The 21,223-nt window shown below is 65.0% G+C and carries 23 protein-coding genes; 5 read left to right on the forward strand and 18 right to left on the reverse strand.

Going from position 1 to position 21,223, the window contains the following annotated elements; genetic code table 11:
- Positions 1–218: 218 nt before the first annotated feature.
- Genes DFR52_RS20080 through aptA form a run of 4 tightly spaced genes read right to left on the reverse strand, consistent with a single transcriptional unit; the run spans position 219 to position 3,341 of the window.
- On the reverse strand, positions 219–413 hold the full coding sequence (locus tag DFR52_RS20080) for a hypothetical protein (RefSeq protein WP_110033818.1): 195 nt from the start codon (positions 411–413) through the stop codon (positions 219–221).
- Between the two features lie 52 nt (positions 414–465).
- Positions 466–1,716 (reverse strand): Zn-dependent hydrolase, encoded by a 1,251-nt coding sequence (locus tag DFR52_RS20085; RefSeq protein ID WP_110033819.1) that lies wholly within the window; start codon positions 1,714–1,716, stop codon positions 466–468.
- A gap of 9 nt (positions 1,717–1,725) precedes the next feature.
- Entirely contained in the window at positions 1,726–2,016 is a 291-nt protein-coding gene (locus DFR52_RS20090) for a cupin domain-containing protein (protein ID WP_170132321.1), read from the reverse strand.
- Positions 2,013–3,341 (reverse strand): omega-aminotransferase AptA, encoded by a 1,329-nt coding sequence (gene aptA / locus DFR52_RS20095; RefSeq protein WP_110033820.1) that lies wholly within the window; start codon positions 3,339–3,341, stop codon positions 2,013–2,015. The genes DFR52_RS20090 and aptA overlap by 4 nt, the downstream gene beginning before the upstream one ends.
- 209 nt (positions 3,342–3,550) lie before the next feature.
- Here aptA and DFR52_RS20100 point away from each other — a divergent pair, with 209 nt between their 5' ends.
- Both DFR52_RS20100 and DFR52_RS20105 read left to right on the forward strand, forming a co-directional pair.
- The gene (locus DFR52_RS20100; RefSeq protein WP_245415420.1) at positions 3,551–4,255 is read left to right on the forward strand and encodes a TetR family transcriptional regulator C-terminal domain-containing protein; all 705 of its coding nucleotides are present in this window, start codon (positions 3,551–3,553) and stop codon (positions 4,253–4,255) included.
- Positions 4,256–4,270: 15 nt separating this feature from the next.
- The gene (locus DFR52_RS20105) at positions 4,271–4,561 is read left to right on the forward strand and encodes a GNAT family N-acetyltransferase (RefSeq protein WP_245415421.1); all 291 of its coding nucleotides are present in this window, start codon (positions 4,271–4,273) and stop codon (positions 4,559–4,561) included.
- A 59-nt stretch (positions 4,562–4,620) separates the two neighbouring features.
- Here DFR52_RS20105 and DFR52_RS20110 read toward each other — a convergent pair whose 3' ends face one another.
- The 6 genes from DFR52_RS20110 to DFR52_RS20135 all read right to left on the reverse strand — a co-directional run bounded on the left by DFR52_RS20110 (position 4,621) and on the right by DFR52_RS20135 (position 11,248).
- Positions 4,621–4,983, reverse strand: coding sequence for an antibiotic biosynthesis monooxygenase family protein (locus DFR52_RS20110; RefSeq protein WP_110033822.1), 363 nt, complete (start codon positions 4,981–4,983; stop codon positions 4,621–4,623).
- A complete protein-coding gene (locus DFR52_RS20115; protein ID WP_110033823.1) occupies positions 4,980–5,303 on the reverse strand; it encodes an NIPSNAP family protein in 324 nt (107 codons plus the stop codon). The genes DFR52_RS20110 and DFR52_RS20115 overlap by 4 nt, the downstream gene beginning before the upstream one ends.
- Before the next feature lie 189 nt (positions 5,304–5,492).
- Positions 5,493–7,691 (reverse strand): esterase-like activity of phytase family protein, encoded by a 2,199-nt coding sequence (locus DFR52_RS20120; protein ID WP_110033824.1) that lies wholly within the window; start codon positions 7,689–7,691, stop codon positions 5,493–5,495.
- 210 nt (positions 7,692–7,901) lie between these two features.
- Positions 7,902–8,378 carry a chemotaxis protein CheW gene (locus tag DFR52_RS20125; protein ID WP_110033825.1) on the reverse strand — a complete coding sequence of 159 codons (477 nt, stop codon included), beginning with the start codon at positions 8,376–8,378 and terminating at the stop codon, positions 7,902–7,904.
- Positions 8,378–10,213 (reverse strand): methyl-accepting chemotaxis protein, encoded by a 1,836-nt coding sequence (locus DFR52_RS20130; RefSeq protein WP_110033826.1) that lies wholly within the window; start codon positions 10,211–10,213, stop codon positions 8,378–8,380. Before DFR52_RS20130 ends, DFR52_RS20125 begins: the two co-directional genes overlap by 1 nt.
- A 234-nt stretch (positions 10,214–10,447) precedes the next feature.
- Complete coding sequence (locus tag DFR52_RS20135; RefSeq protein ID WP_110033827.1) at positions 10,448–11,248, reverse strand: DUF4394 domain-containing protein; 801 nt, start codon at positions 11,246–11,248, stop codon at positions 10,448–10,450.
- Between the two features lie 213 nt (positions 11,249–11,461).
- Between DFR52_RS20135 and DFR52_RS20140 the strand changes: the two genes are divergently transcribed.
- Together DFR52_RS20140 and DFR52_RS20145 are read left to right on the forward strand one after the other, a co-directional pair.
- On the forward strand, positions 11,462–12,025 hold the full coding sequence (locus DFR52_RS20140; RefSeq protein WP_110033828.1) for a sigma-70 family RNA polymerase sigma factor: 564 nt from the start codon (positions 11,462–11,464) through the stop codon (positions 12,023–12,025).
- Complete coding sequence (locus DFR52_RS20145; protein WP_245415422.1) at positions 12,022–12,735, forward strand: anti-sigma factor; 714 nt, start codon at positions 12,022–12,024, stop codon at positions 12,733–12,735. The genes DFR52_RS20140 and DFR52_RS20145 overlap by 4 nt, the downstream gene beginning before the upstream one ends.
- 59 nt (positions 12,736–12,794) lie before the next feature.
- Here the strand turns inward: DFR52_RS20145 and preA are convergent, their stop codons facing one another.
- The 3 genes from preA to DFR52_RS20160 are packed head-to-tail and all read right to left on the reverse strand — an operon-like array spanning position 12,795 to position 15,975.
- Complete coding sequence (gene preA, locus DFR52_RS20150) at positions 12,795–14,105, reverse strand: NAD-dependent dihydropyrimidine dehydrogenase subunit PreA (RefSeq protein ID WP_110033829.1); 1,311 nt, start codon at positions 14,103–14,105, stop codon at positions 12,795–12,797.
- Between the two features lie 5 nt (positions 14,106–14,110).
- Positions 14,111–14,617: a hypothetical protein gene (locus DFR52_RS20155; protein WP_110033830.1), complete on the reverse strand. Its 507-nt coding sequence runs from the start codon at positions 14,615–14,617 to the stop codon at positions 14,111–14,113.
- A complete protein-coding gene (locus tag DFR52_RS20160) occupies positions 14,614–15,975 on the reverse strand; it encodes an NAD(P)-dependent oxidoreductase (protein ID WP_110033831.1) in 1,362 nt (453 codons plus the stop codon). The genes DFR52_RS20155 and DFR52_RS20160 overlap by 4 nt, the downstream gene beginning before the upstream one ends.
- Positions 15,976–16,180: 205 nt before the next feature.
- Between DFR52_RS20160 and DFR52_RS20165 the strand changes: the two genes are divergently transcribed.
- Positions 16,181–17,080, forward strand: a complete 900-nt coding sequence (locus DFR52_RS20165) for an alpha/beta hydrolase (RefSeq protein ID WP_110033832.1) — start codon at positions 16,181–16,183, stop codon at positions 17,078–17,080.
- A 73-nt stretch (positions 17,081–17,153) separates the two neighbouring features.
- Here DFR52_RS20165 and DFR52_RS20170 read toward each other — a convergent pair whose 3' ends face one another.
- The 5 genes from DFR52_RS20170 to DFR52_RS20190 form a co-directional block, all read right to left on the reverse strand.
- Entirely contained in the window at positions 17,154–17,858 is a 705-nt protein-coding gene (locus DFR52_RS20170; protein WP_110033833.1) for an SDR family NAD(P)-dependent oxidoreductase, read from the reverse strand.
- Between the two features lie 94 nt (positions 17,859–17,952).
- Complete coding sequence (locus DFR52_RS20175) at positions 17,953–18,909, reverse strand: nucleoside hydrolase (RefSeq protein WP_158285004.1); 957 nt, start codon at positions 18,907–18,909, stop codon at positions 17,953–17,955.
- Between the two features lie 362 nt (positions 18,910–19,271).
- Positions 19,272–19,571, reverse strand: a complete 300-nt coding sequence (locus tag DFR52_RS20180; RefSeq protein ID WP_110033835.1) for an ArsR/SmtB family transcription factor — start codon at positions 19,569–19,571, stop codon at positions 19,272–19,274.
- Between the two features lie 96 nt (positions 19,572–19,667).
- Positions 19,668–20,423 carry a HugZ family pyridoxamine 5'-phosphate oxidase gene (locus tag DFR52_RS20185; protein ID WP_110033836.1) on the reverse strand — a complete coding sequence of 252 codons (756 nt, stop codon included), beginning with the start codon at positions 20,421–20,423 and terminating at the stop codon, positions 19,668–19,670.
- Positions 20,424–20,433: 10 nt separating this feature from the next.
- Complete coding sequence (locus DFR52_RS20190; RefSeq protein ID WP_110033837.1) at positions 20,434–21,195, reverse strand: SDR family NAD(P)-dependent oxidoreductase; 762 nt, start codon at positions 21,193–21,195, stop codon at positions 20,434–20,436.
- Positions 21,196–21,223 lie beyond the last annotated feature (28 nt).

Consider the following 21,223-nt stretch of genomic DNA (forward strand, 5'->3'; position numbering starts at 1 on the left):
CCTCAAGGGGGAGGGAGGATACGCCCCGCGCTTGGAGCGAGATGGGATGTGAATGGCGAGTCTGGGATTTCCCGGTGGTCTGCGGTGCGATTGCGGATTTGAGGTGGTGCACCATCCATTCCCCTCCCCCTTGAGGGGAGGGGTCAGGGGTGGGGGTATGGCGGGAGCCGAGCGAGGATGGTGACCGCGACCGGTCGACGCGCTGGCTGGAAGGCGATTCAGGCTTCAACGAGGTCGAGACGCTTCTCGATGCGGAGGACGCGCTCGTCGATCCGGTCGAGCCGGTTGGAAATGCTGGCATACTGGGTTTCGAGTATGCCGAGACGGCCTTTGACTTCCTGCATGTCTTCGGAGAGCCGATCGACCGACGACCGGATTGCGCGAAGATGCTCAAGGACAATGTTGTCGGACATGATCCAATCCCGGATTCAGCTATCTCGTTGGACCAATATAGGTGAAATGTACTCACCCGACAATCTCCGCGGTTTCGACCACGGCGTGCATGAGCACGTCGCAGCCGGCGGCGGCCCATTCGCGGGTGATCTCCTCGGCCTCGTTGTGCGACAGGCCGTCGACGCAGGGGCACATGACCATGGCGGTCGGGGCCACGCGGTTGATCCAGCAGGCGTCGTGGCCGGCGCCCGAAACGATGTCGCGGTGCGAATAGCCGAGCCGCTCGGCGGCATCGCGGATCGCCTTGACGCAGCCTGCGTCGAATTCCGGCGGGTCGAACTGGCCGACGATCTGGCTGGAGAATTCGACGCCGATGTCGGCGCAGAGTTTCGGGGCTTCGGCGAGCAGCCGCTCGATCATGGCGTTGAGGCGGTCGAGCTCGTGGCTGCGGATGTCGACGGTGAAGACCACCTTGCCGGGTATGATGTTGCGGGAATTTGGATAGACGTCGATATGGCCGATGGCGCCCACCGCATTGGGGGCATTGTCCATGGCGATCCTGTGCACCAGCTCGGTGACGAGCGCCAGGCCGCGGCCGGCGTTCCTGCGCATCGGCATCGGCGTCGAGCCGGTGTGGCTTTCCTTGCCGGTGACGGTGCATTCGACCCAGCGCAGGCCCTGGCCGTGGGTGACGACGCCGATGTCCTTGCCTTCGGCCTCGAGAATCGGACCCTGTTCGATGTGCAGTTCGAAGAAGGCCTTCATCCTGCGGTCGCCGACCTTTTCGTCGCCCTTCCAGCCGATGCGCTCGAGCTCGTCGCCGAAGCGCTTGCCCTTGGCGTCGACCCGGTCATAGGCCCAGTCCTGCTGGTGGATGCCGGCGAAGACGCCCGAGGCGAGCATCGCCGGTGCGTAGCGGGTGCCTTCCTCGTTGGTCCAGTTGGTGACGACGATCGGGTGTTTCGTCCTGATGTTGAGGTCATTCAAGGTGCGCACCAGCTCGAGGCCGCCGAGCACGCCGAGCACGCCGTCATACTTGCCGCCGGTGGGCTGGGTGTCGAGATGGCTGCCGACATAGACGGGCAGGGCGTCGGGGTCGGTGCCGGGGCGGGTCATGAACATGTTGCCCATGCTGTCGACGCCCATCGTCAGCCCCGCTTCCTCGCACCAGCGCTGGAACAGTCGGCGGCCCTCGCCGTCCTCGTCGGTGAGCGTCTGGCGGTTGTTGCCGCCGGCGATGCCGGGGCCGATCTTCGCCATGTCCATCAGCGAGTCCCACAACCGGTCGGCATTGATCCTGAGATTGGCTGCGGGTGCGGACATGGGATGCTCCTATTTCAGTTCGACTTCGACGAAGGTCATCGGGCTGGTGCCGCCGTTGATGACATTGTGCTCGACGCCGTGCTGGCGGCGGTAGGCGGCGCCGGGCGCCATCGTCACCTCGCGGGTGCCGCCGCCGGGTTCCTCGAGCAGCAGCACGCATTCGGTCACCGGGGTGACGACATAGTCATGACCGTGCACATGCCATCCGGTTTCCTGGCCGGGCTCGAAGTCGAAGCGGGTGACGCGCACCCGGTCGTCGTCGACAAGCACGGTGGCGGTGGCGGGCTGGCGCACGGTCACTGCACCTCCCTCAGCACGCCGCGGACACCGTCGATGAGTTCGTCGATCTGGCCCTTGGAGATGATCAGCGGCGGCGACATGGCGATGATGTCGCCGGTGGTGCGGATGAGGAAACCTTTCTCCCAGGCGCGGACGAAGCAGGAGAAGGCCCGCTTGGTGGGCTCGCCTGATATCGGCGAGAGCTCGACGGCGCCGATCAGGCCGATGTTGCGGACGTCGATCACATGCGGCTCGCCCTTCAAGGAATGCAGCGCCTCCTGCCAATAGGGGGCAAGATCGGCGGCGCGCTCGAACAGGCCCTCTTCCTTGTAGGTGTCGAGCGTGGCCAGCGCCGCGGCCGAGGCGATCGGATTGCCGGAATAGGTGTAGCCGTGCATGAACTCGATCAGGTGTTCCGGGCCGGTCATGAAGGCGTCATGGATCTCGGCGGTGACGAAGACCGCGCCCATCGGGATGACGCCGTTGGTCAGCCCCTTGGCGGTGACCATGATGTCGGGCTGGATGCCGTAATAGTTGGACGCGAACGGCGCGCCCATGCGGCCGTAACCGGTGATGACTTCGTCGAAGATCAGCAGGATGCCGTGCTGGGTGCAGATGTCGCGCAGCCGCTGCAGATAGCCCTTCGGCGGGATCAGAACGCCGGTGGAACCTGCCACCGGCTCGACGATGACGGCGGCGATGGTGGAGGCGTCATGCAGGGTGACGATGCGCTGCAGCTCATCGGCGAGATCGCCGCCATGCTCGGGCTCGCCTTTGGAGAAGGCGTTCCTGTCGGGCAGGTGGGTGTGCGGCATGTGATCGACGCCGGTCAGAAGCGTGCCGAACATCTTGCGGTTGGAGACGATGCCGCCCACCGAGATGCCGCCGAAATTGACGCCGTGATAGCCGCGCTCGCGGCCGATGAGGCGGAAGCGCGAGCCGTTGCCCTTGGCGCGGTGGTAGGCGATGGCCACTTTCAGCGCCGTCTCGACCGATTCCGAGCCGGAATTGGTGAACAGCACATGCGCCATCTTGTTGCCGACCAGATCGACCAGCCGGTTGGCGAGCTCGAAGGCCTTGGGGTGGCCCATCTGGAAGGCCGGCGCGTAGTCCAGTTCGCCCGCCTGAGCGGCGATCGCCTCGGTGATCTTCGGGCGGCAGTGGCCGGCATTGACGCACCAGAGCCCGGCGGTGCCATCGAGGATCTTGCGCCCGTCGGCGGCGGTGAAATGCATGTCCCTGGCGCCGACCAGCATGCGCGGGTCCTGCTTGAACTGGCGGTTGGCGGTAAAGGGCATCCAGAATGCCCGGAGGTCATTCGGCGTTGCATTCAATCTGTTGGACATGGCCCGGCCTCCTGCCGCGTGGTTCGCCAAAACGAAAGTCAAGGCTTGGAAATCGCGGCTGAGCTGTGCTACGAAATCTTGACTGTTTGATAAAACTCTAACAGGGCCAATCACCCGGTCAAGGCCAATTCGTGCCGCCGACGCAGCCGCTGCGGAGAGTGCGAAGATGCCTCGGATCGATGTTCTCGGGGGCGGAGACGTGCGGACCAATGCAAGCCGATGATCAGTCCGGGGACAACCTGATGGCACGGGCCACGGCGACGCAGCGCAAGACCCGCATCCAGGTCGAGAACGAGGGCCGTATTCTCGGCGCGGCGCTGGACGCGTTTTCCGCCCACGGATTTCGCGGCGCCACCATCGACCAGATTGCCGAGGGCGCCGGCATGTCCAAGCCCAATCTGCTTTACTATTTCCGCCGCAAGCAGGACATCTACGAAGCGCTGATCGCGCATCTCTTGGAGACCTGGCTGGCGCCGCTGGAGCACATCGACGACGACGGCGACCCGCTGCCGGAACTGCAGAGCTACATCCGCCGCAAGCTGGAAATGGCGCGCGATTTCCCGCGCGAGAGCCGGCTGTTCGCCAACGAGATGCTGCAGGGCGCGCCGCGGATCAAGCGGCTCCTGGAAACCCAGCTGAAATCGCTGGTGGACGAGAAGGCGAAGGTGCTGCAGGGCTGGATGCGGGCGGGGCGGCTCAATCGGGTCGACCCATGGCATCTGATCTTCGCCATCTGGTCGACGACCCAGCACTACGCCGATTTCGACGTTCAGGTGCGCGCAGTCCTCGGACCCGACCGCGGCGGCGACGGCCGCTTCGAGGATGCCGCCCGCTTTCTCGAGGCACTGTTCCTCGACGGGTTGAGGCCCGCGGCGGTCCCGGCGGCGACCATGCCCAGAGTGCGGGAGATCTAGGTCCAAACCGCAGTCTTGCCGCAACCGCTCGAAGAAGCACCCGGCCGTATCCGCCGTAACATGCCCGACCCGGTGCCGATGGCAGTGCTTGGCCGATTGGCGGTGGATGTCGATTTCCAGGAAAGGGGCCTTGGCACGGCGCTGCTGCAAGACGCGGTGCTGCGTGTGCGGATCGCCTCTGAAACGATGGGTATTCGCGGGATACTGGTGCATGCGATATCGCCCGAGGCCAAGGCATTCTATGAGCACTTTGGTCTTGTCGCAGGTCGGGCGGCGCCCATGACGGTGATGATGGGACTGCGCTAGGTCATGGCGCATGACCTCGGATTCGTGACGTCGACTGTCGTGTCGGATCACGGCATTTATCAGAGCTCCCCGGTCCGGTCCGGATGCGCCTGCCGGCTGTCGGCGGGAGCCTCGGCGCGATCATCGAGGCCGTAGTCGCGCAGCACCTCGGCCACCCTGAGGCGATAGGCCCGGAACACGCCGGCGCGGCCCTTCTGCTGGGTGGCCCGGTGGGCGGCGAGCGTCCGCCATCGTCTGACGGCGTCCTCGTCGCGGAAGAATGACAGGGACAGCAGCTTGCCGGGATTTGAGAGGCTCTGGAAACGCTCGACGGAGATGAAGCCGTCCACCTCCTCGAGCAAGGGCTTCAGCCCTGCGGCGAGATCGAGATAGGTCGCCATCTCTCCTTGCGTCGGCTCCACCTCGAAGATGACGGCGATCATGGCCTGGCTCCGTGCGGCGCCGAAGCGAGCTTGAGGAAGGTGCGGTCCTCGCGCAGCAGGAATTTCTCGCGGTTGGCGAAGTCGTAGTTCTCGCGTCCGAGAGGGTCCTCCTTCAGCCGAGCGCGGTAGGCTTCGTAGGCGGCCAGATTTTCGACGGAATAGACGCCGTAAGCGAGCGTCGAGGAGCCCTCATGCGGGGAAAAGTAGCCGATGAGGTCGGCGCCGCAGCGCGGGATGGCCTCGCCCCAGTTGCGGGCATAGTGTTCGAAGGCCGCCTTCTTCGTGGGGTCGATATGGTAGCGGATGAAGCAGGTGATCATGCGGGTCTCCAAGGATTAAGACCGGAGAGTCGCATGCCTGGACATGGCGTTGCTTCGGCCGTGGCCGAAGCATGGGGGCGGATATGGGGATCATGAAGCCGTTTCCGGAAGCGTGGCCGGCGGACCGGACCGAGTTTCGCGGTCCGGGGCCGGGCGTATGCCCGACCCCCAAGTCCCGGGAGGGATGGCTCAGTTGATGGCTTCGATCCTGACCGGGAAGAACAGTGTCTCGCCGGAGGAATCGTCGACACCGTCATTGTCGGTCACGGCAAAGGCCTGGCCGCCGGCATCGAAGGCGAAGCCTTCGAGCTTGTCGACGACATAGCCGTTGGTGGCGGTCTTGAGGTCGGGCAGGAAGTCGTGGACTTCTTCCTTGGCCACCACAGGCAGTTCGCCGCCGATCTCGGCGCCCTTCAGGTCGGCAATCGCCACCCGGTAGAGCTTCTTGATCTTGGCGTTGTCGCCGATCTGGTTGTCGCGCTCGATGATGTAGACATACTCGCCATGGGCGGTGATTTCCGACAGTCCAATCCAGCCGCCGTCGACCTTGTCGAGCGGATAGCGGACCGCGCCCCATTCCTTCGACTTTGGATTGTAGGAGACAAGCTTGACGAAGCCCTTCTCGTCGTCCTTCCATTCGCGTTGCACGGCCATCCAAAGCGTGGCGTCGTCGCCTTCGCCGACCATGGTCACGCCTTCGAAGCCGAAGCGGACTTCGCCCTTCAGCAGGTCGGCGGGCAGCGCGATCTCGTCCTTGATCTCGCCCTTGTCGTTGACATGGTAGAGCGCGTGCGGAACCAGCTTGTCGGAATTGCCCTCCGAGGCGAGCCAGAAGCCGCCCTTGCCGTCGAGCGTGACGCCTTCGATGTCGAGCTTCTGGGCTGGCTGGCCACCGCGGGTGACGGGGAGTGCGGCGGTGATCTTCGCCGGCTTCGAACTGGCGTCGATGGTGAAGATGCTCGGCTGCATCGAGTAGACGCTGTCGCTGACGGCATAGAGGATGCCGGGCTTGTCGGCGTCGCCGACGAGGCCCGAAAGCGCGCCCCAGCCGAGCGGCGCGCCGTCGACCATGTCGGAGCGGATCATCGGATAGGCGGCCTCGCCTTCGGCCAGTTCATAGATCATGACATGCGAGCGGGCGGCACCGTCCTCGACCAGATCTGCCTCGTTGGCGGAGACGAACAGGTTGCGTTCCGGAATGGCAACGCCGCCTTCAGGCGAGATGCCCGAGGGCAGGATCTGCAGGAGTTCCGGCTCGGCTCCGGTGTCCTTGTAGACGGCGGCGACCGAAGCGCGCTCGGCGAGCACGAAAAAGTATTTCTGGTCGCCGAAAGTGGCTGCTTCCAGGCCTTCGAGCTCGACGCCCTTGGACTTGGCGCGCTTGTCGGGGAAATGGCCGAGACGGGCGATTTCGAGTTCGAGCGAGGCGCCGGACTCGTACTCGACCTTGCCGGTCTTGTCGAAGATGGTGAAGCTGCGCGAGCCGCCTTCGTAGTCGCCTTCATTGGCGGTGACGAGACGGTTGTCGTCGAGCCACTTGACGGCGTCCGGCTCGCGCTTGACGCCGTCCTTCTTGCCAGTGAATTTCAGCGCGCCGTCCGACTTGGTGTCGATGCCGGCGAGATCAACGGTGCCCGCGGAGAAGTGGGCGGTCACGGCGCCGGTCTTGCCGTCGATGATGACGATGTGGTTGTTTTCCTGCATCGTCAGCGCGATTTCACCGAGCGCGTTGATGGAGACGAATTCCGGTTCCGGATCTTCCGGGGCGATTTCCGCTAGACCGGTGACATCGACATGCCTGATCGAGGCGCAATCTGCGGCGCCGTCCTTGAGCGAGACGATGACCACGTCGCCGGCCGGCATCTGCGGGATCTGGCCGTCGTTGAGGTCTTCGTCGCGCTCGTTCTCGATGGCGATGGCGGCGAATGTCTTGTCGGGCGAAATGGCGACCGAGTCAGGCTGGCCGCCCAGATCGCAGGACATCTCGACGCTTTTGCTGGCGAGGTCGACGACGACCAGCTTGCCGGAGGGCTTGGTGTAGCTCTCCGAGGTGTTGACGCCGACGATGACCTTGCCCCCGGCGATGCCGACCGAGGTGGGTTCTCCGTCCATCATCAAAGCGCCGGCCGCCTTCGGCGACTTCGGGTCAGTGATGTCGACGAAGCCGATGCCGCCGAGCGGGCTGTCGGAATAGACGAGCGTCATACCGTCTTCGCTCGCGGTGATGATCTCAGCCGATGTCACCGACGCGGCATCCTTGTCAGCCGGCAGGTTGGTGGCGACGGGGAAGGACGCGATGCGGTTGAAGACCTGTTCGGCATGGGCGGGGACCGCGACCGACGCGAGCAACGCAGCCGTCAGCGCGGCGCGTGGGAAAGTGATAGCCATGGGATACCTCCGGATTGAAACAACGAGGAGGTATCTGCTGCATTGCGATGACAGGCGCGTGACAGTCGGCGCGCTTTCCCCGACTCAGTGGCGGAAGCGGCGCATCGAGGGGGGACTTGACCGTATATCCCGCCGCTGTGCCGTCCGCGCGCGCAAACGAAACCGGCCGCTGCTGGCGGCCGAATTGTCGTCATCGATGGCGGGTATCCATCAGGCCGCGAGGGTTTCGATCTCGGCCTGCCTGAACATGGCGTTCAGGTTGAGAAAGCAGATCATGCCGTCAGGTTGGGTCACGATGCCCTCGCAGAAATCCTGGTCGATCGAGGAGATCTTCGGCACGGGCTGGATCTGGCTGGTGGTGACGGTGAGGATGTCGGAGACACCGTCCACGACAAGGCCGATGGCCATGTTGTGCACGTCGGCCACCACGATGGCGCTGCGCTCGTTGGCTTCGGTGCTCGGAATGCCGAGCTTGCGGGCAAGGTCGATGATCGGAATGACCGAGCCGCGCAGGTTCATGACCCCAACCACCTCCGGCGGGGAATGCGGAATGGGCGTGGACGGCGCCCAGCCGCGGATTTCGCGGATGGCGATCGTGCGGACGCAGAATTCCCGGCTGTTGAGGCGGAAGGCGATGATCTCGAGGCTATCGCCGACTGTCCTTGCGGCTTGCATTTTCGTGTTCATCAAAATTCTTCCCAGCTGTCCTGATTGGTCTTGAGCGCGGCATTGCCGGAATAGGCATGCGCCGGCGCGGGATTGCGAGCGGCGACGGGCTGCGGCTCCGGCTGCGTCCTGACCGCCAGGGGCTGCCTCGGAGGCGCCGCCTGGAGCTGCTGGCGCGGAATGGCGGCGAAGGAGCGGGCCGCGGCCGGATTGCCGTCCGTCCTGAACTGCCTGAGGAGGCTGAAAAGCGCTTCGGCTTCGGCGGCAAGATTGTGGCTGGCGGCCGTCGATTGCTCCACCATGGCGGCGTTCTTCTGCGTACCCTCATCCATGGCGTTGACGGCCGAGTTGATGTGCTGGAGACCGATCGCCTGCTCGCGGGAGCCTTCGACGATGGCCGCGACATTGGTGTTGATTTCCTGAACCTGGGTGACGATCTCCTGGAGCGCCTGGCCGGTCTGGCCGACGAGCGAAACCCCGTCCTGAACCTGTTGCCCGGACTGGTGAATGAGGTTCTTGATCTCCTTGGCCGCGGTGGCCGTGCGTTGCGCCAGTTCGCGAACCTCCTGCGCCACAACGGCAAATCCGCGCCCGGCCTCGCCGGCGCGGGCGGCCTCGACGCCGGCATTGAGAGCCAGCAGGTTGGTCTGGAAAGCGATGTCGTCAATGACGCCGATGATGTTGGTGATCTCGCGCGACGAGGTCTCGATCTGGCCCATGGCGGCGATCGCCTTGCTGACGATGGTGCCCGAGGTCTCCGCGTTGGAACGGGTCTTCTGCACCAGCATGCCCGCTTCCTCGGCGCGCGTGCTCGAATTGGCGACGGTCGCTGTGATCTCGGCAAGCGACGCGGCCGTCTCGACGATGGAAGCTGCCTGGGTTTCGGTCCGCTGCGCCAGGTCGTCGGCGGCGGCACGGATCTCTGCCGATCCCGCGGCAATCGCGCTGGCATTGTCGCCGACCGAGCGCATGGCAGCGCTGAGCTTCGCGGCGGCGCCGTTGAAGTCGACGCGCAGCTGCTCGAGTGCCGGCGAGAAGGGGTCGGGCAGGGATTGGGCAAGGTCTCCGTCGGCAAGCGACTGAAGCGCGTGCGCAAGGTGATTGACGTTGATGACGCGCTGGGTGATGTCGGTGGCGAACTTGACGACCTTGAACACCTTGCCGTTCATGTCGAAGATCGGGTTGTAGGAAGCCTGTATGTAGACCTGTCTGCCGTTCTTGCCGCAGCGCAGAAATTCCGCGGCGATGTATTCGCCCTTGCGCAGCCGCTCCCAGAAGTGCGCATAATCGGCGCTGGCGGCATAGGCGGGCTCGCAGAAGACGCGGTGGTGCCTGCCTGCCAGCTCACTCATCTGATAGCCCATGGCGTCGAGGAAGTTTCCGTTGGCGGTCAGGATGTCTCCGGCGGGGGTGAACTCGATCACCGCCTGCGCCCGGGAAATGGCCTCGAGCTTGCCCGATTCCTCGGCGCTGCGCAGCCGTTGCGCCGTGATGTCGGTGGCGAACTTGACCACCTTGTAGGGTTTGCCGCCGCGCGAGACCGGATTGTAGGAGGCTTCGATCCAGACTTCGCGTCCGCCCTTGCCGATGCGCTTGTACTGCCGCTGGTCAAAATCGCCGCGGCCCAGTCCCGCCCAGAAGGCGGCGTAGTCGGCGGAGGCCGCGTCGGCGGGCTCGACGAATATGCGGTGGTGCTTCCCGATGATGTCTGAGAGCTGATACCCCATGGCCTGGCAGAAATTGTCGTTGGCGGACAGAATATTGCCGGCGAGATCAAACTCAATGATCGCCTGCGACTTGCTCACTGCGCTCAAGACCGCCTTCGCGTCACTGCCAAACCTGTCCCACACGGCCATGCCGTCATCCTCACACAGTGGTTGCAGCCGGTTCGCCAAGGACCCGGTCACGAATCAAAGAAGACACATCTTGGATGGAGCAGGACGGAAATCGCATCTCCTGCACAGCGATCGATCTCGCCGGGTACAGGCTTAAGCAGCAACGCTTAAAGAATTTCTAATTGAATACGGCAGGATCTCGGCTTGCGCGCCGGCGCGGAACCGGCCCGAAGGCCGGTTCCGATCCGTTGCGTGTCAGTTGGCCTTGGGCGCTTCCACGGTCAGGAAGGTGATGTCGCGAAGATCGCCGTCGAGTCCCTTGAGTTCCCAGCTCTGGTCGACCTTGCCGGTCTCCAGCGAGACCGTGTGCAGCATCTTGCCGGCGGCCAGCCAGGCGACATTGCCGCCATTGGCGTCCGATGCGATGTCGAAGGCGTAGGTCGGGGCAGCGTCGATGCCGAGCTTGCCGACGGCCGCCAACGTGCCGTCATTGGGCGAGGTCTGCTTGATCAGCGCCACGATGGTGGTGTCGATGTCGTACATGGCGGTCTTTTCGGGCTTGCCGTAGGAATTGATGTAGGCGGCCGCGGCGATCGCGGGGGCTTCGCCGGCATGCATGTCGGCCGACTCGTAGGCGAGGCTGCCGTCGACGGTGACCTTGCCGCTGTCGACATCGACGCGGTGGTTGGTGGTGCCGGTCATGAAGCGCAGCTTGTCGGCGGCCGGGTTGAAGTCGACGATGACTGCGCCGTCAACCGAAGGCAGCATGGTGTCCATGGTGGAGATCACGGTGGCAGCACCCGTGGCGCGGTCGATCTCGACAATCTCGTGCTTGGCGCTGACGCCGATGATCTGGCCTGTGTTCGGGCGCAGGTCGATGCCGAGCAGACGATCGACGCCGGACACTTCCATCGAGCCCGAGACGGCAGCGGTCTCGCTGTCGATCATGACGAGTGTCTTGTCGCCGACCAGGCCGATTGCGGTGCTGGCCTGGGCGGTGGCTGCAAAGGCTGCGAGCGCGGTGGTGGCCAGGATTGCGGTCTTGAGGATGGACATCTGGAATTCCTTTCGGGTGTAGGGAACCGGGCGCGAATGCCGGTTCTGATCGCCTGACACGCGGGCGGCGCATTTGGATGCAGCCAAAATATATTTTTTTCGATGCATCCAAATGGACGGTTGATGTGTCAACGCGAGATGGACCATCATGTGAGTATCAATTGCGCCTGCCGGGTCCCCGACCTGAGACGGGCTTCCAGGAGCATCGACCGGATGACAGCAGTCGCAGCGGCGGACCTCGACCACGGAGCCTTGCTCCAGCAATGCGCCGCAGGGGACAGGCGGGCGCTGCAGGCGCTCTATCAGGCGGAGGCGCCGCGCATGAAGGCAGTGGCGCGGCGCATGCTCCGGCGCGACGAGATTGCCGAGGACGCGGTGCAGGATGCCTTTGTGCGCATCTGGCACAAGGCGTCGCAGTATGATCCGGAGCGGGGCAGCGCACTCGGCTGGATCTACACGGTGCAGCGCTCGGTGGCGCTCAATCTGCTGCGCGGTTCCCGCCACGAGGATCTGGTCGAGCCGGCCGATTTCGATGCCATCCAGGAGCGGCGACAGGAGATCCACACGGCCGAGGAGGTGTGGGGACGGCTTGACGCGAGCGGGCGGCTCCGGACATGCCTCGGCGGCCTCGAACCGGCGCGCCGCAAGGTGGTGCTGCTTGCCTATGCCTACGGGCTGAGCCATGGCGAAATTGCCGGGCGCCTGGCGCGGCCGCTGGGAACCGTCAAGGCCTGGCTCCGGCGCAGCCTCGAGTCATTGCGGGAGTGCATGAAGTGAGCGCCACCGACCTGGACCGGATCGCGGACGAATATGTCGTGGGTCTGATGGACGACGACGAGGCACGCGAGATCGAGCGGCGCATGGCCGGCGAGCCCGCGCTTGCTGCCGCGATCTCGGCGGCTGCCGAGCGCTTCCTCGAGATCGACCTGTCGGAGACGCCGGTGGCGCTGGCGGCCGAAGGTTGGTCCGGCGTGGAGGCACGGTTGCGGGCGGCGGAAGGGGCCGGCGGCGATCCGATCCTGCTTGCGGCGGAGCGCCTGCGGCGCAGGCCCACCGTGGCGTCCCACTGGCGAACGGTGGCGCAGGCCGGAATGGCGGCGTGCCTGGTGCTGGCTGCGGCGCTCGGCTGGCAGCTGAGCCAGCCGGCGCCGGAAATGATCGCGGTGCTTGTCGACAGTGCGGGCGAACCGCAGGCAGTGATCGAGGCCTTTGCCGACGACCGTGTCACGGTGCTGCCGCTGGTGGATTTCGCCGTGCCCGACGGCAGCACCCTGCAGGTCTGGACGCTTCCCGCCGTGGCCGACGCCAAGCCGGTGTCGCTGGGGCTCATCGACCATATCGCGCGGCTCAATCTGCGCGGGCCGGACCTGCCGGCGCCGGCGCAGGGCCAGCTCTACGAAATCACCATCGAGCAGGCCGGAGGCTCGCCCACCGGGCTGCCGACGGGTCCGATCGTCGGCAAGGGCTTTGCCAAGGGCATCATCTGAGGGTCGGCGATCCGGCCATGGCGGCGATGGCCCTGTCGGCCCCGGCGCATGCGCTTGCGTTATTCGGCGGCCTGCCGTGCCATCGGATTGTTGGGGTGCGTCGTCCAGTTGGCATAGTCGCGGTCGATCTGCTTGCCGGTGCGCGGATCGGTGCCGCCGATCATTTCCACCATGGTGATGCAGTCGTCCACCGGGCAGACATTGACACAGAGATTGCAGCCGACGCACTCGTCGTCCATCACCTCGAAATGGCGCACGCCGTCGACCATGGAGGTGATCGCCTGGTGCGAGGTGTCCTCGCAGGCGATGTGGCAGCGACCGCACTTTATGCAGAGCTCCTGGTCGATGCGGGCCTTGGTGATGTAGTTGAGGTTGAGATACTGCCAGTCGGTGACATTGGGCACGGCAAGGCCGCGGAAGTCCTCGATCGAGACAAAGCCCTTCTCGTCCATCCAGTCGGACAGGCCGTCGATCATCTCCTGGACGATCTTGAAGCCGTAGGTCATGGCGGCGGTGCAGACCTGCACGTTGCCGCAGCCCAGCGCGATGAACTCGGCGGCGTCGCGCCAGGTGGTGATGCCGCCGATGCCGGAGATCGGCATGCCGCGGGTCTCCGCGTCACGGGCGATTTCGGCCACCATGTTGAGCGCGATCGGCTTGACGGCCGGACCGCAATAGCCGCCATGCGAGCCCTTGCCGTTGATGCTCGGATTGGGCGAGAACGAGTCGAGATCGACGGAGACGATGGACGAGATGGTGTTGATCAGCGACACGGCGTCGGCGCCGCCGGCCCTGGCGGCGCGGGCCGGGTAACGGATGTCGGTGATGTTCGGCGTCAGCTTCACGATCACCGGCAGGCTGGAGTAATGCTTGCACCATTCGGCGACCATCTGGATGTATTCGGGCACCTGGCCGACGGCGGCGCCCATGCCGCGCTCGCTCATGCCGTGCGGGCAACCGAAATTGAGCTCGATGCCGTCGCAGCCGGTGTCCTCGACGCGCGGCAGGATGTCCTTCCAGCTCTGTTCCTCGCAGGGCACCATGATCGAGGCGATCAGCGCCCGGTCGGGCCAGCGCTTCTTGACCTCGGTCATTTCGCTCAGATTGACCTCGAGGTCGCGGTCGGTGATCAGTTCGATGTTGTTGAGGCCGAGCAGCCGCCGGTCGGGACCCCATATGGCGCCGTAGCGCGGACCGTTGACATTGACCACCGGCGGGCCGGCCTCGCCCAGCGTCTTCCAGACCACGCCGCCCCAGCCGGCCTCGAAGGCGCGCTCGACATTGTAGGCCTTGTCGGTCGGCGGCGCCGAGGCGAGCCAGAACGGATTGGGGGACTTGATGCCGAGAAAGGTGTTTGACAGATCAGCCATGGTGATTAGCTCCAGCTAACGCACTTTTTCAGTGCGGTGATATCAACGTTCGCCCCAAGCAGCCGATTCCTGGCGGCGGCGACGACATCGTCGGGGAAACTCTCCGAGTGACGCAGAACGATCGCTTCGCCAGTGAGTTCGGGCATGCCGCGTTCGATCAGCATCCTGAATCCGTCGGTTGCCTGGCTTGCCGTTGCAAAGTCTTCCAAGGTCCTCCGGATGCCGACCCGCGTGATCTTCTGCCTCGTCCTGCTCAGGCGAACGGTCTTTCCCCGTTCGTCGCGGAGAACCTCTTCGAAGGCGTGGATCGTCTGCCAGAAATCATGCTCGAATGTGCCCGGATCTTCTTCCGGCAGCAGATGGATCAGCTTCCTGAAGGCGGCTTCCCGAACAGGTTCCGAACCAAGGCGTTTTGCGCTTTCCATGATGTTGCGGATCTTCTCGGCGTCATCGGATTCCGTAATCACGCGAAGGGCCGTCGCTTCCGCCTTGGCAAGCGCCTGCGGGGTCATTCCAGCAATCCCATCAGGGTCCGGTGAATGCTCATGGCGGCGATCTTGCCGTCCTCGACCGAGGCGACGGTGAGATCCTCGCCGCCGAAGACGCAGTCCCCGCCCGCCCAGACCTTCGGATGCGAGGTGCGGCGGTCGGCGTCGGCGCGGATGCGGCCGCGCTCAAAGGCGATGCCGGAGCCTTCCATCGGGTTGTCCGCGAAGTTCTGGCCGATGGCCTTGAACACCTGGTCGGCGACCAGCGTCACCGTCTCGCCGGTGCCGGCAAGCCTGCCACCGTCCATGGAGGTGAATTCCAGCGTGATGGCGGTGACGGCGCCTCTGTCATCGACCGTCAGCGCGCTCGGCTGCAGCCAGTGGCGGATGACGACGCCATGGGTACGGGCCAGTTCCTGCTCATAGGCAGAGGCGTTCATGTGCTCCTCGCCGCGGCGGTAGGCGATGGTGACCTCCTCGGCGCCGAGCAGCTTGGACTGCATGGCGACATCGACGGCGGTCATGCCGCCGCCGATGACCACGACGCGGCGTCCGACGGCCAGTTGCGAGAGATCGTCTGCCTGGCGCAGGCGGGCGATGAAATCGACGGCGTCGACGCAGCCGTCGGCGTCCTCCCCGGCGAGGCCGAGATCGTTGACGCCGGGCAGGCCCATGCCGAGAAAGATCGCGTCATAGCGCGACAGCAGGCCGTCGACGGTGAAATCGCGGCCGAGCATCTGTCCCGTCTCGATCTTGACACCGCCGACGCCGAGGATGAAATCGACCTCGTCCTGGGCGAAATCATTGGTGGTCTTGTAGGCGGCGATGCCGAATTCGTTGAGGCCGCCGGGCTTCGGGCGCGCATCGAGGATGACGACGTCATGACCGAGCGAGGCGAGCCTGTGGGCGCAGGAGAGGCCGGCGGGACCCGCGCCGACGACCGCGACGGTCTTGCCGGTGGGGGCAGCGCGGATGAAGGGATGGGGGTAGTCTCGTTCCATGAAGCGATCGGTGGCATAGCGCTGCAGGAGGCCGATCTTGACCGGCTTGCCCTCGGCGATCTCGCGCACGCAGACCTCCTCGCACAGGGTTTCCGTCGGGCAGACCCGGGCGCACATCCCACCCAGGATGTTTTCGGCGTAGATGGTCTTCGCCGCGCCCTTGGGATTGCCGGCGGCGATCTGGCGGATGAACAGCGGAATGTCGATCGAGGTCGGACAGGCGGTCATGCAGGGCGCGTCGTAGCAGAAATAGCAGCGGTCGGATTCCACCAGCGCCTCGTGGGCGGTCAATGGCGGATGGATGTCGGAGAAATTGTCGGCATAGTCGGTGTCGGGAAGACGCGCTGGGCGGACATCCGGCTTGTCGGGCATCATCGTCATGCAAAACCCCTTTTTGACACTTGGTCGGACAGTCTTCGTTCGAGCCGTCCTCCCGTTGCCGGTGGCTCCGTGCTGTCATGGGAAAAGAATGTAACGATTTTATCAAAAGGTCAAATTTTTTTGCGCGCCCCGCGCGGCCCCGGTTTGCGGCAGGGAATTGCACTCTGCCGCCACTGGCGCTACAGCCGAAGGAGGGAGACAAGCGATGACACAATACCCGATCCGGAACCATGACGACGCCTATGCAAATGGGCCCTATATCCCCGAAAGCGAACTCTATCCGGCACGCTGGATGAAGAAGGCGGCGGCGTTTCGGGCGCATATGGAGGTCGAGCAGAAGGCACGACTCGATCTGCGCTACGGCGACGGGCCGCGCAACACGCTGGACCTGTTCCTGCCGGGCGTCGTTCCCAGGGGCCTGGCGGTCTATGTGCATGGCGGCTACTGGCGCGCCTTCGACAAGTCCTCCTGGTCGCATCTTGCCGCCGGCGCCCTGGCGCATGGCTATGCGGTTGCCATGCCGCAATACACGCTGTGTCCGGAGAATTCGGTCGGCGGCATCGGCCGCGAAGTGGCCGCCGCCGTGGCGTTCGCAGCCGGCGAGATCGACGGCCCGATCCGGCTTAGCGGCCATTCCGCCGGCGGTCAGCTGGTGACAAGGCTGATCAGCGGTACGCCATTGCTGCCGGGCGAGGTGCTCGGCCGCATCGCCGGCGTGGTGTCGATTTCCGGTGTGCATGACCTGCGCGCCATGCGGTTGACGGGGATGAACGAGGTGCTGCGGATCTCCCCTGACGAGGCGCGGGCCGAAAGCCCGGTGCTGCTCGAGCCGCTGGCGGCGATCCCGGTCACCGCCTGCGTGGGCCTTGCCGAACGGCCGGAATTCGTGCGCCAGAACCGCGCGCTCTACGAAATGTGGCGCGGATTCGAGACGCCGCTGCGGCTGATGGAAAGCGCGGGCCTGCACCACTTCAACATCATCGACGGGCTCGAGGATCCGGAGCATCCGCTCTGCCGGGCCTTTGTCGGCACCGACGGCTGGCCCGCATCTCCGGACAAAGCGAGTCTCCCGTCGCCGCAAGAGCAGACGACGACACAGCTGTAACCGGGGACGGTGCTTCCGCGAAAGGCAGACGTGCTGCGGGCAGGTCGCCGCCGCGCCGGGCCACCAGTCGCGGTCACCAGGGCAGGGCGTCGCCGCGATAATCCATAAAGTGTCCCGACCTTTCGGGCGTGGCCGTATCGATGACCTGCAGCAGCAGCCGGGCGGCGGCGTCGGGCGTGCGCCGCTCGAGCCCGCTTGCGGCGAACCCGGCGGACAGGCCGGTGTCGACGGTTCCCGGATGCAGCGCGACGCAGATCGATTGCGGCCGGCTGCGCGCAAGCTCGATGGCCGCGGTGCGGACAAGCTGGTTGAGCGCCGCCTTCGCCGCACGGTAGCTGTACCAGCCACCCAGACGGTTGTCCGAGATGGATCCCACCTTGGCCGACAGGGTGGCGAAGACGGCCTTGCCGTCCTTGGCCATGAGCGGCAGGAAATGCTTCATCAGCAGCGCCGGCCCGATGGCATTGATCGCGAAGGCGTGCGCCATATGGGCGGGATCGATGGCCGAGAGGGCCTTTTCCGGGCGAAAGCCGTCGCCATGCAGGAAGCCTGTCGTGTCGACAACCAGCCGCAGCGGCAGGCCAAAGGACGCAATGTGGGCGGCGGCATGGCCGATGCTGACCTCGTCGAGAAGGTCGAGCTTCGGTTGCGTCGAGCGGCCATAGCCGATCACTCGCGCGAAACAGTCTTCCTGCGCCAGCCTGTGCGCAAGTGCCGAGCCGATGCCGCCGCTCGAGCCCACCACAACCGCCAATCCGCCCGTCTCGAAACTGTCCACCTTCTCCCCCTCCGGGCCGGTCGGTCCATCCTCCCTGCGGCCTTCCGGGAAGTTTCCGGCCTAGGCGCATGGTTGATTGCTGCCGCTCCGCGACCTATCCGTCGGCCGCCGCCGTCAGCACGCGCATGTAGTCGGCGAGAAACATCGCCGGGTCGGTATCGACCATCACCAGATGGTCGGGCCGGGCATCGAAAACGCTGCTGCGCGACGAGGTGCCACCCGGCTGGAAAACGGTCTGGCCGATGCCCGCGCCCTCGGTGAGGACCGCGAGCGCGCCTTTCTGTAGCCGGAAGGCGCCGGGGACGGTGAGCCAGGACAGGGCCATGACGTCATGCGGGACGCAGCCCCCCAGACCGAGATGGGAGCGATAGAAGCGGGTGTAGAACCGTGCCATGTCGGCCAGCGGCTCGCCGAAGCGCGGCGATTCCAGCGCCAGCGCAGCCATGAAATCGGGCGTGAAGACAACCGGCATGGTGCAATCGAGCGGCGCGAGGACCAGCGGCCATGCGGCACCCAGAACCTGGTCGGCCGCGTGTGGGTCGTGCCAGAAATTGGCCTCCGCAACGGGCGTGACATTGCCCGGTCGATGCACCGCCCCGCCCATGACAACCACGGACCGGACCCGGTCCACGATGCCCGGATCGCGTTCGAGAAGGCGGGCGAGGTTGGTCAGAGGGCCGACGGCGCACAGTGTGATCTCGCCCGGATGGCGCCTGGTCATCTCGGAGATGTAGCTGACCGCGTCGAGTTCGTGCGGGACGCGGGCAGTCGCAGGCAGTTCTACGTCGCCAAAGCCGTTGCGGCCGTGGACGGAATAGCTGGGCTCATGGGCGGGAACGGAGACCGGCACCGCTTCGCCTTCCGCCACATCGGCGTCCGACCCCCAGGCCTCAAGCAATCTGAGGGCATTGGCGGTTGCCTCATGGGTGCGCACATTGCCGAAGATCGTGGTCAGCGCCAGAAGCTCGATATCCGGATGGGCAATGGCATAGGCGATCGCCATGGCATCATCAATGCCGGGGTCGGTGTCGAGAATGATTTTGTATGCCATGGATTTCCCCGGTTGTGGTGCCGACGTCGGCCACTGCCGCGCCGGCGATTGCACGAGTCCGCCCGTCAGGGGCGGAGATCCTGCAACGGGGCGCGGCGCCCCTGTGTCGCGGAGCATTGCCACGGCTGTCGAGGGGCCGCAAGTGCTGTCGCGTAAGGCTTGAGCAAGATTGATAGGCGATGGTGAATGTGACCGGCGGCACATCGGGCATTTCCGACGTCGCTTCTCGGGCGTCATTCAGGTTGAATGGCGCCCGTTCGTTTTCTGGGCGGGGGTGCAATCAGCACCCGCACGATCATCCCGTGGTGATCGCGCAGACGACCAAGGCTGCCCGACGGACCGGAAGAGTCTCAGGTCGATGCTCAATCGTCGGCGAAATAAATGGTCTCGAGTGTCTTGAGCACGGCGATCACGGATTCAGCACTCACAGAATAGTAGATGGTCTGAGCATCGCGGCGGGTGCTGACCAGATTGCGATGACGCAATTTCGCCAGATGCTGTGAAAGTGCAGACTGGCTCAGGCCAACCTTCTCCGCAAGTGCACTAACCGCCATCTCGCCTTCGACGAGGTTGCACAATATCAACATGCGTTTGGCGTTGCCCATTGCTGATAACAGGCCTGCGGCGTCTGTCGATTTCGTCATCAGTTTTTGCGTTTGCATGATCTTGCTCATTTGTTCTTATTGTTACTAGTGTAACAGGTGCCTGCACCGATTTACATCTCCGTTATTTCAGAGATTGCATACATTGGGATACTCCTAAATTATACGGGGTTTCATTAGGATATCCGAAAATACGCGCGGCAAGTCCTCGGCGTTGGGCACTGTGTTGTCGAATTCGATGCGCAGCAGATCGTCGCCGTTGGAGAGGTCGACACCGGCGGGGTCTATGGCAAATATTCGCCACCCCGCTTTTTTAGAACCACCGCACACACTTGCACAAACGTCGCCGGCGGCGGAATGTTCCATTGCTATGGCACGAAGCAGTTCTTCTTCGATTGCGGGCATGGCGGTCAGGGCAGGGGAGCTGATGACGAGGTCATCCCGGTCGAGCGCATAGGCCTTGCCGAAGCCGCCGTTGAGCAGTGCCGTGACAGGCTCCATCCGGAAGAATGCGAAGTCGCCGAAATCCGCGTAGAGGGCCGACTTGGGATGACGGGCGATGAAGCGGCGCCGGATGCGGCCGTGATCGGGGTGGCCGCGGTCAACGGCCGCGGCCTGGCATCGAACGGTGATGCGGGCATGGGCGAGGGGATCGCCCTTGCCGGCCTGGCCAAACATCATCGAGGCGCGCGGATCGGCCCGCAACGCCGCGCTGTGGACAGCAAGCGCCGAGACCAGGATCACGGGGACTCCGTCGACATCGGTCCCAGTCAGCACCCGGCTCGAGAACGGGAAGCCGGTCTCCGGTTCCAGCACGGCAATGGCGGCCCGGCGGCTGCCGCGGACCAGCCGCCGGGCCAGCCGCCGGGCGTCCTCGTCGGTGTCGCGCAGGGTGCGGACCGGGTCCTTCACCGTAGCAGACCTACTTGGGCGCCATCCGGATGGCGCCGTCGAGGCGGACGGTTTCGCCGTTGAGCATGACGTTTCCGATCATGTGCATGGCCAGGCTGGCATATTCCTCAGCCTTGCCCAGCCGCGACGGGAACGGCACCGAAGCTCCCAGGCTGTCCTGCACTTCCTGCGGCATGCCCATGAGCATGGGCGTGCCGAAGATTCCGGGGGCAATCGTCATGACGCGGATGCCGAAGCGGGCGAGTTCACGGGCGATCGGCAGCGCCATGGCGTGGATGCCGCCCTTGGATGCGGCGTAGGCGGCCTGGCCGATCTGGCCGTCGAAGGCGGCGACCGACGCGGTGGAGATGATGATGGCGCGCTCGCCGTCGGCCAGCGGCTCCAGCTTCGAGGCACGGTCGGCCACCAGGCGCAGCATGTTGAAGCTGCCGATCAGGTTGACTTCGATCACCTTGCGGAAAAGATTGAGGTCATGCGGGCCTTCACGCCCGACAACGCGGCCGGCCGGAGCGATACCAGCACAGTTGACGAGAATGCGGGCGTCGCCGTGGGCCTCGGCGGCCCTGGCCACGGCGGCTTCGCCTGCGGCGGCGTCCGAGACATCACAGGCAATGGCAATGCCGCCGATCTCGGCGGCGACCTTTTCGGCCTGCTCCAGGTTGATGTCGAACAGCGCCACCCTGGCTCCGGCCGCGGCCAGGGCGCGAGCGGTGGCGGCGCCGAGGCCCGAGCCGCCACCGGTGACGATTGCTGATTTGCCGTTTGCATCCATGTCGGTACTCCAGGGGATAGGCCTGACC

It is taken from the genome of Hoeflea marina, from assembly GCF_003182275.1.
Taxonomy (GTDB): domain Bacteria; phylum Pseudomonadota; class Alphaproteobacteria; order Rhizobiales; family Rhizobiaceae; genus Hoeflea; species Hoeflea marina.

Excerpts from the sequence above, each read along its gene's own strand:
- DFR52_RS20080 (WP_110033818.1), bottom strand. The coding sequence starts at position 413 with ATGTCCGACAACATTGTCCTTGAGCATCTTCGCGCAATCCGGTCGTCG.
- DFR52_RS20085 (WP_110033819.1), bottom strand. The coding sequence starts at position 1,716 with ATGTCCGCACCCGCAGCCAATCTCAGGATCAATGCCGACCGGTTGTGG.
- aptA (WP_110033820.1), bottom strand. The coding sequence starts at position 3,341 with ATGTCCAACAGATTGAATGCAACGCCGAATGACCTCCGGGCATTCTGG.
- DFR52_RS20100 (WP_245415420.1), top strand. The coding sequence starts at position 3,551 with ATGCAAGCCGATGATCAGTCCGGGGACAACCTGATGGCACGGGCCACG.
- DFR52_RS20110 (WP_110033822.1), bottom strand. The coding sequence starts at position 4,983 with ATGATCGCCGTCATCTTCGAGGTGGAGCCGACGCAAGGAGAGATGGCG.
- DFR52_RS20115 (WP_110033823.1), bottom strand. The coding sequence starts at position 5,303 with ATGATCACCTGCTTCATCCGCTACCATATCGACCCCACGAAGAAGGCG.
- DFR52_RS20120 (WP_110033824.1), bottom strand. The coding sequence starts at position 7,691 with ATGGCTATCACTTTCCCACGCGCCGCGCTGACGGCTGCGTTGCTCGCG.
- DFR52_RS20125 (WP_110033825.1), bottom strand. The coding sequence starts at position 8,378 with ATGAACACGAAAATGCAAGCCGCAAGGACAGTCGGCGATAGCCTCGAG.
- DFR52_RS20130 (WP_110033826.1), bottom strand. The coding sequence starts at position 10,213 with ATGGCCGTGTGGGACAGGTTTGGCAGTGACGCGAAGGCGGTCTTGAGC.
- DFR52_RS20135 (WP_110033827.1), bottom strand. The coding sequence starts at position 11,248 with ATGTCCATCCTCAAGACCGCAATCCTGGCCACCACCGCGCTCGCAGCC.
- DFR52_RS20140 (WP_110033828.1), top strand. The coding sequence starts at position 11,462 with ATGACAGCAGTCGCAGCGGCGGACCTCGACCACGGAGCCTTGCTCCAG.
- preA (WP_110033829.1), bottom strand. The coding sequence starts at position 14,105 with ATGGCTGATCTGTCAAACACCTTTCTCGGCATCAAGTCCCCCAATCCG.
- DFR52_RS20155 (WP_110033830.1), bottom strand. The coding sequence starts at position 14,617 with ATGACCCCGCAGGCGCTTGCCAAGGCGGAAGCGACGGCCCTTCGCGTG.
- DFR52_RS20160 (WP_110033831.1), bottom strand. The coding sequence starts at position 15,975 with ATGACGATGATGCCCGACAAGCCGGATGTCCGCCCAGCGCGTCTTCCC.
- DFR52_RS20165 (WP_110033832.1), top strand. The coding sequence starts at position 16,181 with ATGACACAATACCCGATCCGGAACCATGACGACGCCTATGCAAATGGG.
- DFR52_RS20175 (WP_158285004.1), bottom strand. The coding sequence starts at position 18,909 with ATGGCATACAAAATCATTCTCGACACCGACCCCGGCATTGATGATGCC.
- DFR52_RS20180 (WP_110033835.1), bottom strand. The coding sequence starts at position 19,571 with ATGCAAACGCAAAAACTGATGACGAAATCGACAGACGCCGCAGGCCTG.
- DFR52_RS20190 (WP_110033837.1), bottom strand. The coding sequence starts at position 21,195 with ATGGATGCAAACGGCAAATCAGCAATCGTCACCGGTGGCGGCTCGGGC.